General features: G+C 72.5%; 15 protein-coding genes. 2 read left to right on the top strand and 13 right to left on the bottom strand.

Features of this window, described 5'->3' with window-relative positions:
* Positions 1-38 precede the first annotated feature (38 nt).
* The 4 genes from ACIQ9G_RS27920 to ACIQ9G_RS27905 form a co-directional block, all read right to left on the bottom strand.
* Positions 39-179 (bottom strand): SCO1431 family membrane protein, encoded by a 141-nt coding sequence (locus tag ACIQ9G_RS27920; RefSeq protein WP_403614723.1) that lies wholly within the window; start codon positions 177-179, stop codon positions 39-41.
* A 144-nt stretch (positions 180-323) separates the two neighbouring features.
* Positions 324-1,715, bottom strand: coding sequence for a peptidase C39 family protein (locus ACIQ9G_RS27915; RefSeq protein WP_403614720.1), 1,392 nt, complete (start codon positions 1,713-1,715; stop codon positions 324-326).
* 192 nt (positions 1,716-1,907) lie between these two features.
* The gene (locus ACIQ9G_RS27910) at positions 1,908-3,449 is read right to left on the bottom strand and encodes an amino acid permease (RefSeq protein ID WP_403614718.1); all 1,542 of its coding nucleotides are present in this window, start codon (positions 3,447-3,449) and stop codon (positions 1,908-1,910) included.
* Between the two features lie 50 nt (positions 3,450-3,499).
* On the bottom strand, positions 3,500-4,456 hold the full coding sequence (locus ACIQ9G_RS27905; RefSeq protein ID WP_403614715.1) for a hypothetical protein: 957 nt from the start codon (positions 4,454-4,456) through the stop codon (positions 3,500-3,502).
* A gap of 219 nt (positions 4,457-4,675) precedes the next feature.
* Between ACIQ9G_RS27905 and ACIQ9G_RS27900 the strand changes: the two genes are divergently transcribed.
* Positions 4,676-5,281, top strand: a complete 606-nt coding sequence (locus ACIQ9G_RS27900; protein WP_403614712.1) for a uridine kinase — start codon at positions 4,676-4,678, stop codon at positions 5,279-5,281.
* A gap of 490 nt (positions 5,282-5,771) precedes the next feature.
* A complete protein-coding gene (locus ACIQ9G_RS27895) occupies positions 5,772-7,637 on the top strand; it encodes an AAA family ATPase (protein ID WP_403614709.1) in 1,866 nt (621 codons plus the stop codon).
* Positions 7,638-7,718: 81 nt separating this feature from the next.
* On the opposite strand, the gene ACIQ9G_RS27890 is transcribed toward ACIQ9G_RS27895, so the two are convergent.
* The 9 genes from ACIQ9G_RS27890 to ACIQ9G_RS27850 all read right to left on the bottom strand — a co-directional run bounded on the left by ACIQ9G_RS27890 (position 7,719) and on the right by ACIQ9G_RS27850 (position 15,188).
* A complete protein-coding gene (locus ACIQ9G_RS27890) occupies positions 7,719-8,804 on the bottom strand; it encodes a hemolysin family protein (protein WP_403614707.1) in 1,086 nt (361 codons plus the stop codon).
* Entirely contained in the window at positions 8,801-10,144 is a 1,344-nt protein-coding gene (locus ACIQ9G_RS27885; RefSeq protein WP_403614704.1) for a hemolysin family protein, read from the bottom strand. Before ACIQ9G_RS27885 ends, ACIQ9G_RS27890 begins: the two co-directional genes overlap by 4 nt.
* 233 nt (positions 10,145-10,377) lie before the next feature.
* Positions 10,378-10,845 carry a PH domain-containing protein gene (locus ACIQ9G_RS27880; RefSeq protein ID WP_403614702.1) on the bottom strand — a complete coding sequence of 156 codons (468 nt, stop codon included), beginning with the start codon at positions 10,843-10,845 and terminating at the stop codon, positions 10,378-10,380.
* Between the two features lie 14 nt (positions 10,846-10,859).
* Entirely contained in the window at positions 10,860-11,708 is an 849-nt protein-coding gene (gene hisG / locus ACIQ9G_RS27875) for an ATP phosphoribosyltransferase (protein ID WP_403614699.1), read from the bottom strand.
* A 51-nt stretch (positions 11,709-11,759) separates the two neighbouring features.
* A complete protein-coding gene (locus tag ACIQ9G_RS27870; protein WP_028423093.1) occupies positions 11,760-12,032 on the bottom strand; it encodes a phosphoribosyl-ATP diphosphatase in 273 nt (90 codons plus the stop codon).
* A 34-nt stretch (positions 12,033-12,066) separates the two neighbouring features.
* Positions 12,067-12,552 (bottom strand): 6,7-dimethyl-8-ribityllumazine synthase, encoded by a 486-nt coding sequence (gene ribH / locus ACIQ9G_RS27865; protein WP_402433127.1) that lies wholly within the window; start codon positions 12,550-12,552, stop codon positions 12,067-12,069.
* Between the two features lie 22 nt (positions 12,553-12,574).
* A complete protein-coding gene (locus ACIQ9G_RS27860) occupies positions 12,575-13,948 on the bottom strand; it encodes a bifunctional 3,4-dihydroxy-2-butanone-4-phosphate synthase/GTP cyclohydrolase II (RefSeq protein ID WP_403614696.1) in 1,374 nt (457 codons plus the stop codon).
* Positions 13,945-14,589: a nicotinamide riboside transporter PnuC gene (gene pnuC / locus ACIQ9G_RS27855; RefSeq protein WP_403614693.1), complete on the bottom strand. Its 645-nt coding sequence runs from the start codon at positions 14,587-14,589 to the stop codon at positions 13,945-13,947. The genes ACIQ9G_RS27860 and pnuC overlap by 4 nt, the downstream gene beginning before the upstream one ends.
* Positions 14,586-15,188, bottom strand: a complete 603-nt coding sequence (locus ACIQ9G_RS27850; RefSeq protein WP_403614691.1) for a riboflavin synthase — start codon at positions 15,186-15,188, stop codon at positions 14,586-14,588. Before ACIQ9G_RS27850 ends, pnuC begins: the two co-directional genes overlap by 4 nt.
* Between the last annotated feature and the right edge of the window lie 139 nt (positions 15,189-15,327).

Here is a 15,327-nt window from a genome sequence, read left to right as displayed (position 1 = left end):
GTGGGACCCGCAGTATGGCAGGTCGGCCCGGGCTCAGGTCACAGCAGGCCGAGCCGGGTCACGAGCATCGCGATCACCACGACCAGGATCCAGCCCAGGACGTGTTCGAGGGTCTCGGACCCGTCGCGCCGGGGGCCTCCGGTGCGGGCGCGGGCGGTGGTCGCCGACTGTGCGGTCATGGGCTCTCGCAGTGCTCGGACGTGCTCGGTGGTCCCCCCGCCCGATCCACCTTGCCACTCCCGGCCGCCGGTGCGGCGGAGAGCTTGGTCACAGCGATGGCCCCGGACCACCGGGGCCGGGGCCATCGCCCGCGGGCGCCTCCGTCAGCGCACGCCGACCGCCGCGAGCGCCATGCGCTGGTGGGCCGTGGGCCGGGCGGGGAAGTACAGGTAGCAGACGCCGCCGGTGCCGGAGACGACCTTGCCGGAGGCGTTGTACCGCTTGGTCCGCAGCCAGATGTTCTCGAACTCGCGGCGCCGGTACACGCGCCGGACCGCCGCGTCGTCCGGCGAGGCCGGGTCGTTGGCGATCACGTCGCCGTCGGCGGTGAAGCCGATGACCGTCATCAGATGGCCGGAGGTGCCGTAACCGGCGCCGGTCAGTTCGGTCTTGAGGAACGACTGGGACGTTATGGCCGGGATGCCGGCCGCGATCAGCGTCTCCAGATCGGTGAGCGAGGCGAGCCGGGTCACCACGCCCCGCAGATCGGGGAAGGTGGCCGCGTAGGCGGCGTTGAAGGGCCAGTTGCCGCAGCCGGCGTACTGGTAGTCGTAGGTGTAACGGGCCGCGTGGCAGACCTGCGGGTCGGCGTAGGCGGGGTCGACCCAGGCAAGTTGCGCGGCGGTGAGGCGCCCGCCCCAGTACTCGACGATCATCTGCGAGGAGGTGGGACTGCACCAGGCCTCGCCGCCGTTGTCGTACTCCGGGTACTGACCGCTGTGGATCTCCTGCGAGTAGCGCGGGACCGCCAGCTCCTTGGCCACACCCGGAGTGGAGGCGGGGACGGTGAAGCGGTCCGGCACGTCGGAGCCCATGGCGCCGACCCGCCACACGGTGGGTGTGAGCGCGGTGCCGGGCCTGCGGTGGAGGGTGAGGCGGAGCCGGTACGACGCCAGGCGCAGCCCGGAGGCCGGGTCGTCGACGGAGAAGGTGTCGGTCCAGATCGTGCTCCGGCCGTCGCGCTGGCCGTCGACGGAGGTCCGCCGGATGTCCTGGTCGCCGGCCGCCCAGCGGCCCATCACGTACCAGGGGGTGTCCGTGCCGTCGGAGTACGTGCCCTTCAGCTCCACCTGGAGCCAGGTTCCGGCGGGGGTGCTCGCGTTCCAGGAGGCGACCGCCTCGGTGGCGGGGACGGCGAGCGGGTGGACCGGCGAGGTCCAGGTGGCGTACTCCCAGGACGCCGTCCTGCCCTTGTGCGGGTCGGTGTAGTCGGTGGTGCCCGCGGCGGCGGCGATGCGCAGGCCGGGGCGGAGGCCCGCGACCGCCTCGGTGCCGTGGGCCTCTCCGCCGAGCCAGTCGGCGTACGTGGTCCAGGCGCGGTAGTCGACCGGGCGGGCCGGGGCGCGGCCGATGGGAGCGGCGGGGCCGGTCCCGACGGCCGGGCCGGCGCCGGCGGCCAGCGCCGGGGCCGCGCCGGCGGCCGTGGCGGTCGCCGCGGCGGCGGCCACCGCGGCGGTCAGGACGGATCTGCGGGACGGCTGTTCGGCTCTGCTCATGGGTGGAAGACCCCCAGGTGTCCGAGTCGGGGCGGGTCCGTGCACGACAGTGCGCCCACTATGGCCGCGGCGACCGCCCGCGGCCAGCACTTCGCCCCACGCCACGCCCACCAATATTGGTCTCCACCACTGGCGTGACCTGGGCGGGGGCGGCCCCGGCCGCGCGGCGCGCGCCGGACCGGGGCCGTCCGCTCAGACCAGGTCCATCGCGGCGACCTCGTCGGGACGGCCGTAGCTGACCGGGCCCCGGAAGCGGCGGCGGGCGGTGGCGAACCACCACACCGTGGCCACGAGCAGGACGACGGCCAGGGCGATCGGGGCGTAGTTGAAGGAGTCGACGGTGATCGGCGAGGCCTGCGGCAGCATGAACAGCACGCTGCTGAGCACGATCCAGGTCACGGCCACCAGGCCGACCGGCCGCCCCCAGCGGCCCAGATGCCAGGGCCCCGGCCGGAAGTCGTCGCCGAGCCGCAGCCGGAGCAGGATCGGCACGGCGTAGGCGAGGAACAGCCCTACGACGTTGACGCTGACGATGGCGGTGAAGGCGGTGTGCGACCACCAGCCGGGCAGCACCAGGGCCAGCGAGCAGGCCACCGCCAGCCAGACCGCCTTGACCGGGGTGCGGGTGCGCGGCGAGACCGAGTGCCACCAGCGGGAGCCCGGCATGGCGCCGTCCCGGGAGAAGGCGAAGATCTGCCGGGTGTTGCTGGTCAGGTTGGCCAGTCCGCAGAAGAGCATGGCCCCGATCACGATCAGCAGCAGCGCCTTGGCGGTGCCGAGTCCGAGGGCGTCGATGAGGATCTGGACGGGCGGTGCGGCGGAGGCCGCCACCCGGTCGTAGTCGCGGATGCTGACCACTAGGGCGAGCATCAGGACCAGTCCGGTGAGCGCCGACCAGCCGATGGCGCGGGTGATCCCCTTGGGCGCGTTCACGGTCGCCCGGACGGTTTCCTCCGACATGTGGAAGCTGCCGTCGAATCCGGTGAACGTCCAGCTGGTGACCAGCAGGCCGAGCATCCCGCCGTAAAGCCCGTTGGTGAAACCGGTGTTGTTCGCGAATTGGGTGACGAAGGAGGCCGGACGGTGGTGGTCGGGGACGGCGGCCAGGGCGGTCACGATCACGACGAGCCCGATCAGCAGCCACCACACGGAGATCCGGTTCAGGACGGCGACCAGCTGGACCGTGTAGGTGTTGGCGAGCCCCTGAAGCACGATGATCAGCGCGGTGAGGAGCACCGTCTGGTGCATGGTCGGCCGGTAGGAGGACCACTGGAGGGCGAGGAGGGCCTGGACGAAGGTGGCGGCGGCGTAGCCGGTGGCGGCGGTGCCGCCGATCTGGCCGACGAAGTTCAGCCAGCCGGTGAACCAGGACCAGGCGCCCTTGTGCCGTCGGGCGAGTTTCCCGGCGGAGAAATACAGCGCCCCGCTCGTCGGGTAGGCCGAGGCGACTTCGGCCATGGCCGCACCGACGAACAGCACCATGACCGAGACGCCGATCCAGCCGAAAACGAGAATGCGGGGGCCGCCCGCGTTCATCCCGAATCCGAAGGACGAGAAAATTCCGGAGATGATGTTGATGATGGTGAAGGATATGGCGAAATTGTCGAAGGCCTGAAAGCGCCGGGTGAGTTTTCTGGGATAACCCATCGCGTGCAGGGTCGCGTCGTCGTCGAGCGCGGCCGGGTCCCCGGCGCCGCCGGCTCCGGTGTGCGGGGCCGATATCCGTTCGGACACAGATCGACCTTCCTCTCGGTGGGGGGTGGGAGGTGGGGCTGGGACGAGGGTCAGGGGCCGCCGGGCACCGGCAGGCCGCAGGCCCGCCGCGCCCGGGAGAGCTGCTCGGCGGGGTCGCCGAAGGCGCACCACGGCATCCGTGAGGCGTAGGGGCCCATGGCGAGGAGGACCGCACGGGCCTCGGACGGGCGCCGGGCCATGACCAGCGCGTGGGCGAGATAGGCGAGGTCGAGCACCGGGGTGAACGGTCCGCCGGCGACCGTGGGCAGCCAGTTCCGGTGGAGCGCGAGGGCGGTGGAGCGCCACGGCGGCTCCTCCCAGACCCGGTCGGCGAGCCGTCGGGCGGGGTTGTGGCCCTCCACCAGCGCGACCAGCGGCAGCAGCCGCAGCGCGGAGTCGGCGGGCGCCCGCTGGCCCAGGAAGGCGGCGACGTCCCAGGCCGCGCCGACCGAGCCGCCGTGGCGGGCGAAGAAGCAGGCCAGGAAGCGGTGGTGGGCCTCGCGGTGCCAGGGGTCGAGGGAGAGGATGTGCGCGAACAGCCGCCAGGGGCCGGACGGGGCGGTGAGCAGGCCCTGGGGCGCCGGGTCGCGCAGCCGGTGCAGCCGGGCCATGGCGAGCCTCGCCACCCACGGGGTGGGGTCCGCGGGGTCGAGGCCGGAGGCACGGTCGCAGGCGGACAGGGCGATCCGCTCCAGGGCGCCGGCCCGCTCGTCGCGCGCGTCGGCGGCGCGCAGCGCCCGGAGCACGGCCACCCGCGCCCACAGCAGCGCGGCCTCGGGTTCGGGCTCCTCGGCCAGCCAGCGTTCCGCGAGGTCGGAGTCGGCCGCCTCCGACGCGAGGACCAGGGAGCGGTGGGCCCGCAGACCGAAGGCGCCGCGCGTCTCGGCCAGGGCCTCGCGCGCGCTGCCCCAGCGTCCGGCCCGGACGTCCACGCACACGGTCGCCAGAACCCGGTCGTCGGCCGCCGGATGCCACACGTACTGCCCCTCGAAAAGCCCAGCGGCCATCGTCCCCGTCCGTCCCCGTTCGCTGCCACGCGGGTGCGCAGGGGGCACTTTACTCACCCCGGAGCACAACCGGAACGCAGTTTTCGATCTACCCGGAGGCGGATTAGCGGGCCAATAACGGCGTGCGCGGGCCGCGGCCCCGATAGTTCAATGGGACACCAACTTTCGGCCCGCGGGCCGGGCCATGGAAACGCCCCGGCTAGAATGTTCCGCGGAAATATGCCATCGCCTGAGCCCCCGCCCGATCGGACCCCGGGAACCGTCATTCACGCCCTCGCCTCCCGCCTGCGGCTCCTGCCGCCCTCGTGCGGCCCCGTGCGCCTCGTCGGCGTCGACGGGCACGCCGGGTCCGGCAAGTCCACCTTCGCCGGCCGGCTGGCGGCGGCCCTGGACGGGGCCCCCGTGCTGCACCTGGACGACGTCGCCAGCCACGAGAAGCTGTTCTCGTGGGACCGGCGGCTGCTGGCCCACGTGGTCGAGCCGCTCGCCCGGGGCCGGACGGCGCACTACGCCCCCTACGACTGGCACGCCCGGGACTTCGGCCCCGCCCGGGCACTGCCGCCCGCGCCGGTGATCCTCGTCGAGGGCGTGGGCGCCGGCCGCCGGGCCCTGCGCCCGCACCTGGCCCAGTTGCTGTGGATGGAACTGCCGCGCGAGGAGTCCTGGACGCGGGGCCGGTCCCGGGACGGCGAGGAGCAGCGGGAGTTCTGGGCCGGGTGGGTCGAAGCGGAGCGGCGGCACTTCGCCGCGGACCCCTCCCGGCCGTACGCCGACCTTCTGGTACGGCAGGTGGAGCAGGGGTACGAGGTGCTGCCGGGGCAGTAAAAGACGGTTGAACCGCACCTGAGCGTCACTCACCGTCACGGGCCATCGGCAGTGTGCTGAAGCTGTGAAAACCCGTCCGGGCGAACTTCGCCGAGTGCCTCAACTCGGCTTGACCGGCGGGACGTACAGGTCTTACGTTCTCAATATGCGGTCTGTCGAGACCGCCCCCCAGACGCGAAGCCCCCGGTTGTTCCCCCGTGATCGGGGGCTTCGTTCTGCCCGTGTCCCGCTTTCCGGACGCCGCGTGACGCCATCCGGTCACCCTCGGTCACCGCACTGTCCGCGCCCCGCCCGCCCCCACCCCGTCGAACGGGCCGTGCGGCACCCTTCGGCGGGCACCGGTCCCGCAGGTACGATGCCCTGGGTGCGACCTTCGAACGGCTGCTTCGCGCACCGGCAACTCCGGTCCGCGGCACAGCCGTTCGACCAAGGCAGCCGCCGACGACGGTCGGGCGGTGAACCTACGGGGGCACGGTCTGTGGGGGACGTGATGGACTTCGGCACGCGGGGCCCCGAGGCGCCGGCCGACCTGGCCTGGCTGCGAGGCGTGGACGCCTACACCATGGGCGCGTATCCGCAGGCGGAGGAGGAGTTCCGCACCGCGGTGCGGATGGATCCTGGGATGGCCGACGGCTGGCTCGGGCTGCACGCGCTGCGCGTGGACACGACGACCGCGCTGCTCAGGATGTTCCGGCACCGGGACCGCTTCGGCGAGCAGCGCGCCCGGCACCGCCGCGCCCTCAACTCCTGGTACTGGCTGGGCTGGTGGGTGCAGCCCGTGCTGGAGAGCCCCCGGGACCTGCTGCTGGCGCACGCCTCGCACTGGCTGGACGGCCGGCACGTCCCCGAGCTGGACCGCGCGCTGGCCGGACTGCCGCCCGTGGACACCGACGCCCAGGTCCGCTTCCTGCACGCCTGCCGTGCCTATCTGGTCAAGGACTGGGAGCAGCTCGTCCGGCACACCGACTCCCTGCTCGACGACCCCATGCTCGGCATCGAGGCCGGCCTGTTCGGCGGCATGGCGCGGGTCCGGCTGGAGATGTACGGGCAGGCCGAGCCGCTGCTGTCGGCCGCGCTGATGCGGTGCCGCAGCGAGCAGCCGCAGCGCAAGGAGCTGCGGTACTGGCTGGCGCGGGCGCACGAGGGCACCGGGCGCAGCGCCGCCGCGCTCCCCCTGTACCGGGCGGTGCACCGGGTGGACCCGGCGTTCATGGACACCTCGGCCCGGCTCGCGGCGATCGCCGAGGGCGACGGGTACGACGACGCGGCCGGCCTGGCGGCGATCACGCTCACCGGTCTCGGGCAGGACGCCGTGGACGGTCCGGACGTCCTGGACCCGCTCTTCGGTGTCGAGGGCCGCGACCTGAGGCTCCCCGAGTCCGAGCTGCCGGCGTCCGGGCCGCTGCCGTCGGCCGCCGACCCGGCGGTGCGGCAGCGGACCGCGGTCCCCGCGCAACCGCTGCCCACCGGGCCGACCGACCCGGGCCTACTCGAGGAGGCGCTTGCCGAGCTCGAGCGCATGGTGGGCCTGGAGCCGGTGAAACGCCAGGTCAAGGCGCTGTCGGCACAGCTCAACATGGCCCGGCTGCGGGCCGGGCAGGGCCTGCCCGTGCAGCCGCCGAAACGCCACTTCGTCTTCTCCGGCCCCTCGGGCACCGGCAAGACCACGGTCGCCCGCATCCTCGGCCGCGTCTTCTACGCGCTCGGCCTGCTCGGCGGCGACCATCTGGTGGAGGCCCAGCGCGCCGACCTGGTCGGCGAGTACCTCGGCCAGACCGCCGTCAAGGCCAACGAACTGATCGACTCCGCGATCGGCGGAGTGCTCTTCGTGGACGAGGCCTACTCCCTGTCCAACTCCGGATACGGCAAGGGCGACGCGTACGGCGACGAGGCCCTGCAGGTGCTGCTGAAGCGGGCGGAGGACAACCGCGACCACCTCGTGGTGATCCTCGCCGGCTACCCCGAGGGCATGGACCGCCTGCTCGCCGCCAACCCCGGGCTGTCCTCCCGCTTCACCACCCGCGTCGACTTCCCCTCCTACCGGCCCCTGGAGCTGACCGAGATCGGCAAGGTGCTCGCCGCGGAGAACGGCGACCGGTGGGACGAGGAGGCCCTGGACGAGCTGCGCTCCATCGCTGGGCACGTGGTCGACCAGGGATGGATCGACGAACTCGGCAACGGGCGGTTCCTGCGGACGCTGTACGAGAAGAGCTGCGCGTACCGGGACCTGCGCCTGTCGGCGTATCCCGGCACGCTGTCGCGGGACGATCTGGCCACGCTGCGGCTGCCGGACCTGATGCAGGCGTACGGGGAGGTGCTGTCGGGGCGGGGGCCGCAGGACCCCTCGGCTCTCTGAGGAGCCCGCGGCCACCGCGCCCGGTGGCGCCCGCTCGGGCCGGCCACCCCGCGTGCGCGGGGTGGCCGGCCCGAGCGGGTCCTAGGAGGCCAGTACCTCTTCCTGCTCCCCGCTGCTCCGCGGCTCCGTCAGCCTGACCTCCGGGGGCACCCGGTGCGCGGGGTCGCGCACCTCGCCGACCAGCAGCTCCAGCACGTCCTCCAGCGCGACCAGGCCGAGCACCCTGCCCTTGGCGTCGGCGACCTGGGCCAGGTGGGTCGCCGCCCGCCGCATGACGGTCAGCGCGTCGTCCAGCGGCAGCTCCGACCTGAGCGTGGTCATCGGCCGCCAGATCCGCTGCGGCACGGCCCGCTCGGACTCCTCCAGGTCCAGGACGTCCTTGACGTGCAGGTAGCCCATGAAGGCTCCGGACTCCGCGGCGACCGGGAAACGGGAGTAGCCGGTGCGGGCGGTCAGCGCGACGATCTCGCCCGGGGTGACCGAGGGACTGACGGTCACCAGGGCCTCCCGCCTGAGCAGCACGTCGGTCACCGGGCGGGAGCCCAGCTCCAGCGCGTCCTCCAGCCGCTCCTGCTCCTCGGGGTCGAGGAGGCCGGCCTGTCCGGAGTCCTCCACCAGCCGGTTGAGCTGCTCGCTGGTGAAGACCGCCTCGACCTCGTCCTTGGGCTCGACGCGGAACAGCCGCAGGATGCCCCGGGCGCAGGCGCCGAGGGCCACGGTGATGGGCCGGCAGAGCCGGGCGAAGGCGACCAGGCCCGGGCTGAGCCACAGTGCGGCCTTCTCCGGCGCGGCCATCGCGAGGTTCTTCGGCACCATCTCGCCGATGACGAGGTGGAAGAAGACCACGGCCGCCAGCGCGATGACGTAGCCGAGCGGGTGGATCACCCCGTCAGGCAGGTGGATCCACTCGAAGAGCGGCTCCAGCAGGTGGGCCACCGTCGGCTCGGCGACCGCGCCGAGGGTCAGCGAGCACACGGTGATGCCGAACTGGGCGGCGGCCATCATCTGCGGCAGCCGCTCCAGGCCGTACAGGACCTGGCGGGCCCGGGCGGTGCCGAGCGGTTCGATCTGGCTGCGGCGGACCGACACGAGCGCGAACTCGGCGCCCACGAAGAAGCCGTTGGTCAGCACCAGCAGAGCGGCGAAGAAGAGTTGCAGGACGCTCATCGGGCGGCCTCCGCACGGGCGGCGGACTCCGTCGCGACGGCCGTCCGCACCAGGCGGACGCGCTCGGCGCGGTAGTGCCCGACCTGGCGCACGGACAGCCCCCAGCCGGGCAGCTCGGCGCGGTCGCCGGGGGCCGGGATACGGCCGAGCAGGTCGGCGACCAGGCCGGCGACGGTCTCGTACGGCCCCTCGGGCACGTCGAGGCCGATGCGGCCCAGGAGGTCGACCCGGCAGCTTCCGTCGGCGTCCCACGCGGGCCGGCCGTCCTCCGGTGGGACCGGGGCCAGTTCGGGCAGGTCCTTGGCGTCGTGCTCGTCGCGGACCTCGCCGACGATCTCCTCGACGATGTCCTCCAGCGTCACGACGCCCGCCGTGCCGCCGTACTCGTCGACGACGACCGCGATGGGCTGCTCGCTGCGCAGCTGCGCCAGCAGGGGCTGGACGGGCAGGGTCTCGGGGACGAGCAGCGCCCGGCGCGCGATGCGGCCGACCGGGGTGCGCAGCCGCTCGTGGGACGGTACCGCCAGCGCGTCCTTGAGGTGGACCATGCCGACGACCTCGTCGATCCGCTCCTGGTAGACGGGGAAGCGGGACAGGCCGGTGGCGCGGGTCAGGTTCACCACGTCCTCCGCGGTCGCCGTGGACTGCAGGGCGCTGACCTTCACGCGCGGGGTCATGACGTGCTGCGCGGTCAGGTCGCCCAGGGACAGGGTCCGCACGAACAGGTCGGCGGTGTCCTGCTCCAGCGCGCCGGCCTGCGCCGAGTGGCGGGCCAGGGACACGAGCTCGCCGGGGGTGCGGGCGGAGGCCAGCTCCTCGGCCGGTTCGACGCCGAGGGCGCGGACGAGCCGGTTGGCCACGGCGTTCAGCGCGGCGATCACGGGGCGGAACAGCCGCGAGAACAGGTGCTGCGGGCCGGCCACGAACCGTGCGACCTGCAGCGGCCGGGACACGGCCCAGTTCTTGGGCACGAGCTCGCCGATCACCATCTGGATGGCCGAGGCGAGCAGCATGCCGACGACGACGGCGACCCCGGACACGGCGCCCTCGGGGACACCGATCGCGGTGAACGGGCCGTGCAGGAGCGCGGCCAGCGCCGGTTCGGCGAGCATGCCGACGACGAGTGAGGTGATGGTGATGCCGAGCTGGGTGCCGGAGAGCTGGAAGGACAGCTCCTTGAGCGACTCGACGACCGTGCGGGCGCGTCGGTCGCCCTCGGCGGCGGCCTTCTCGGCCTCCGGCCGCTCCACGGTCACCAGGCCGAATTCGGCCGCCACGAAGAAGCCGTTGGCCAGAATCAGCAGGAAAGCCGCTCCGAGGAGCAGCAGGGGGATGGTCATGATGCCGCCGCCTCCGCGTGCGCGCGGACCTTGAGGTTCCGGTCCGCGCTATGTCGGCAGGGGGCGGCGCAGGTACTGCAGGACGGTCCGTCCATCGCCGGGGGGAGTCACTCCTCGGGTAGCAGGAACCCCTGGCGCCGGTCGGAGCACAGGGGCGGAGGCACAGCGAAAAACGCCTCCGTCACCAGATTAATCAAGACCCCGGCCGATGCGGCAGGGTGGACGTCACCCGGTCAGCTCTGAGCTTCCCCGGAGGAGTGCTCGGGATCCTGGATGGAACGCGCCTCGACCAGTGCGCGCAGGGTCCGCGCGTCGGCGACGGCGCGCTGCCTGGCGATGCCCGGCTGGATGCCGAGTGCGGGCAGGCTGGTGCCGTCGCTGAGATTGAGGAAGACCCAGGGGTCGCCCTGGCGCAGGTTCACCTGAAGGATCTCCGCCCATTCCAGGTGCCGCCGGGAGACGATGTTGACGACGGTGACGCCGGTCTCGTCGGCGACCACCTTCGGCCGGGCGAGCCTCAGCAGCACGCCCGACAGGAGCGCGCCGGTGAGGACGAAGCTGAGGCGCTCGCCGGGGCCGAGCCGCTCCAGCAGCAGCGCGACGGCCGTGATGACCGCGAAGATCGCGACTGCCGCGGTGAGCAGCACCGCGCGGGTGCGGCCCGGCCGGAAGGTGACCGGGAGTGCGGGCAGATCGGACATCTCTGTGTGCCCCCTCAGAGGCGGCAGGCGTGAATCGCCGTGGTCAGGATGGCCCGGGCGCCGATCGCGTACAGGTCGTCCATGATCCGCTGGGCCTCCTTGGCCGGGACCATGGCGCGCACGGCGACCCAGCCCTCGTTGTGCAGCGGGGAGACGGTCGGGGACTCCAGGCCGGGGGTCAGCGCGACGGCCTTCTCCAGCTGCTCGACCCGGCAGTCGTAGTCCATCATCACGTAGGTCCGGGCCACCAGGACACCCTGGAGGCGGCGCAGGAACTGCTGGACCTTGGGCTCCCCGGCGTCCGCGCCGGTGCGGCGGACGACGATCGCCTCGGACTTCATGATCGGCTCGCCGAAGACCTCCAGGCCCGCGTTGCGCAGCGAGGTGCCGGTCTCCACGACGTCCGCGATGATCTCGGCGACGCCGAGCTCGATGGCGGTCTCGACGGCGCCGTCGAGGTGGACGACGGAGGCGTCGATGCCGCTGTCGGCGAGGTGCTTGGCGACGATGCCCTCGTAGGAGGTGGCGACCGTCTTGCCGTTGAGGTCCGTCACTCCGTCGGCCGTGCCGGGCTTGGAGGCGTAGCGGAAGGTCGAGCGGGCGAAGCCGAGGGGCAGGATCTCCTCGGCGTTGGCGCCGGAGTCGATCAGCAGGTCGCGGCCGGTGATGCCGATGTCGAGGCGGCCGGAGGAGACGTAGATCGCGATGTCGCGGGGGCGGAGGTAGAAGAACTCCACCTCGTTCCCCGGGTCGACGATGCGCAGTTCCTTGGACTCGCGGCGCTGCTGGTAGCCGGCCTCATGCAGCATCTCCGCCGCAGGGCCGGAGAGTGAACCCTTGTTGGGGACGGCGATGCGCAGCATGAGGTCGGCTTCCTTTGCGTGGTGTGCGTACGGCGGTGTGCGGGATGGTGCTCAGAGGTGGGCGTAGACGTCGTCCAGGGAGATGCCCCGGGCGACCATCATGACCTGGACGTGGTAGAGGAGCTGCGAGATCTCCTCGGCGGCCGCCTCCTTGCCCTCGTACTCGGCGGCCATCCAGACCTCTGCGGCCTCTTCGACGACCTTCTTGCCGATGGCATGGACCCCCTTGCCGACCAGTTCGGCGGTGCGGGAGGAGGCGGGGTCGCCGTGTGCGGCCTTGTGCTGGAGCTCGGTGAAGAGCTCCTCGAACGTCTTCTTGGACATGGTGGTCCCCACCCTACGCGGTCCGGGCGACTCCTCAGCGCCAGGGTTCGGATACCGAACGCAGTGTGGCGGCCGTCGCCACCGCCGCCGTCACCGCCTCGTGGCCCTTGTCCTCGCGGGAGCCCTCGATCCCGGCCCGGTCCAGGGCCTGCTCCTCGGTGTCGCAGGTGAGCACGCCGAAGCCGACGGGGACGCCGGTCTCCACCGACACCTGGGTCAGGCCCTGGGTGACGCCCTGGCACACGTAGTCGAAGTGGGGGGTGCCGCCGCGGATGACGACGCCGAGGGCGACGATCGCGTCGTAGCCGCGGCCCGCGAGGACCTTGGCGACCACCGGCAGCTCGAAGCTGCCGGGCACCCTGAGCAGGGTCGGCTCGTCGATCCCCAGCTCGTGCAGGGCGCGCAGCGCGCCGTCCACCAGCCCGTCCATCACCTTCTCGTGCCACTGTGCCGCGACGACGGCGACCCTGAGGTCCCCGACGTTCCGTACGGACAGTTCCGGTGCGCCCTTGCCGCTCACGTGTCTCCTCGGTGCTCTCTGCTTACTGGTTGCCGCAGCTGGACACGGCCGTCGTGTCCAGCCAGGGCAGGTCGTGCCCCATCCGGTCCCGCTTGGTGCGCAGGTAGCGGAGGTTGTGCTCGCCCACCTGGACGGGCATCGGCTCGCGTCCGGTGACCTGCAGGCCGTGGCGGACGAGCGCGTCGCTCTTGTCGGGGTTGTTGGTCATCAGGCGGACGCTGCGCACCCCGAGGTCCTGCAGGATCTGCGCGCCGGCGCCGTAGTCGCGGGCGTCGGCGGGCAGACCGAGTTCCAGGTTGGCGTCGAGGGTGTCCCGGCCGCGCTCCTGGAGCTCGTAGGCGCGCAGCTTGGACATCAGGCCGATGCCGCGCCCCTCGTGGCCGCGCAGGTAGACCACCACTCCCCGGCCCTCGCTCTGGATGCGCTCCAGGGAGGCGTCGAGCTGGGGGCCGCAGTCGCAGCGCTGGGATCCGAAGACGTCGCCGGTGAGGCACTCGGAGTGGATCCGGACCAGGACGTCCTCGCCGTCGCCGATGTCGCCGTGCACCAGGGCGACATGCTCGACGCCGTCGACCGTGGACCGGTAGCCGTGGGCCGTGAAGGTGCCGTGGGCGGTGGGCAGGTGGACCTCGGCCTCACGGCGGACCGTGGGCTCGCTGGAGCGCCGGTAGGCGATCAGGTCCTCGATGGAGATGATCGTCAGGCCGTGCTTGCGGGCGAAGGGGATCAGCTCGGGCAGGCGCAGCATCCGGCCGTCCTCGCCGGCGATCTCCACGATCGCGCCGGCCGGGCGCAGTCCGGCGAGCCGGGCCAGGTCGACGGCGGCCTCGGTGTGGCCGTTGCGGACCAGGACGCCGCCGGGCCTGGCGCGCAGCGGGAAGACGTGGCCCGGGCGGACGAGGTCGGTGGGCTCGGCCGTGCCGCTCGCCAGCAGCTGGAGCGTGGTGGCGCGGTCGGAGGCGGAGATGCCGGTGGTGACGCCGTGCGCGGCGGAGGCGTCGACGGAGACGGTGAAGGCGGTCTTCATCGACTCGGTGTTGTCGTCGACCATCTGCGGCAGCTTCAGCCGGTCGAGCTCCGGGCCCTCCATCGGGGCGCAGATCAGGCCGCGGCACTCGCTCATCATGAAGGCGACGATCTCCTCGGTCGCCTTCTCTGCGGCGATGACGAGGTCGCCCTCGTTCTCGCGGTCCTCGTCGTCGACGACCACGACCGGGCGGCCGGCCGCGATGTCCGCGACGGCCTGCTCGATCGGGTCGAGCGCGAAGTCCTCGATGCCGTCCGTGCTGTACAGGATCGGTGGGATCTGAGAGGCGGCGCGAGGGGGGTCCCCCCAGGCCTTCTGCTCTGGGGGAGCCTCGGTTGGGGTGGTGGTGGGAGACGGGTGGGCGGTCATGCCGGCGCTCCTTCCAGGACGGGCCGCGCTTCCCTGCGGGAGCGCAGCCACCAGTCGCGCATGCCCCACAGGACGAGTGCGCCGTAGATGACGTAGACGAAGCCGGAGAAGGCGAAGCCGTTGGTGAAGTTCAGCGGGACGCCGACGACGTCGACGAGCAGCCAGGCGAACCAGAACTCGACCATGCCGCGCGCCTGGGCGTACATGGCGACGACGGTGCCGACGAAGATGTACGCGTCCGGCCAGGGGTCCCAGGACAGCGACGGGTACGCCTGGAACAGGCTCGCGACCGCGACCGTGCCGACGGCGGCGGCGGCGAGCAGGGCGGCCCGCTCCCGCCAGGTGGCGAACCGTACGGCGATGTGGCCGTCCGCCGCCCGGTCCTTGCCGCGGTTCCACTGCCACCAGCCGTAGACCGCGACCGCCATGACGACGATCTGCTTGCCCGCGCTGCCCGAGAGGTGGGCGGTGGCGAAGGCGGCGAAGAGGACGAGGCCGGAGAGGAACTGGGTGGGCCAGCTCCACAGGGAGCGCCGCCAGCCGAACGCCAGGGCGATCAGGCCGATGACGTTGCCGATCATGTCCGACCACTTGATGTGCTGGCCGAGGAGGGTGAAGGCCTCCGAGTTGAGCCAGTTCACTTGGTGGCCCCCTGATGGGCGAGCAGCCGCTCGACGTACTTGGCGACGACGTCCACCTCGAGGTTGACCGGGTCGCCGCTCTGCTTGAGGCCGAGAGTGGTCAGGGCGAGGGTGGTGGGGATGAGGCTCACGGTGAAGTAGTCGGGGCCGGCCTCGACGACGGTGAGGCTGATGCCGTCGACGGTGATGGAGCCCTTCTCGACGACGTAGCGCGCGAGGTCCGCGGGGAGCGAGATCCTGACGATCTCCCAGTGCTCGGAGGGGGTGCGCTCCAGGATCGTGCCGGTGCCGTCGACGTGTCCCTGCACGATGTGGCCGCCCAGGCGCGCGCCGACGGCGGTGGGGCGTTCGAGGTTGACGCGGGAGCCGACGGCCAGGACGCCCAGGCTGGAGCGCTTCAGGGTCTCCGCCATGACGTCGGCGGTGAACTCCTCGCCCTCGTGCTCGACGACGGTGAGACAGACCCCGTTCACGGCGATGGAGTCGCCGTGCCGCGCGCCTTCGGTCACGACAGGGCCGCGGAGCCGGAAGCGGGCGGCGTCGCCGAGGTCCTCCACGGCGGTGACTTCGCCCAGCTCTTCGACGATTCCGGTGAACACTTCCCGGGTCCTCCTGCCTCTTCGGGCACGGACTCCGGGGCTGTCGATGACGACAGAAGGTACGAGCGAGGACACCGGGTACGACGCCGGACGGGATCCGCCCGCGAGGGCGAGCCCGTAGTCGGCGGCGCGCACGTGT

Origin of the sequence: Streptomyces sp. NPDC096152, from assembly GCF_044763235.1 — a bacterium.
Lineage (GTDB): Bacteria > Actinomycetota > Actinomycetes > Streptomycetales > Streptomycetaceae > Streptomyces.
The sequence above is the reverse complement of the archived record's forward strand: the minus strand, read 5'-3'. Positions and strand labels throughout refer to the sequence as shown.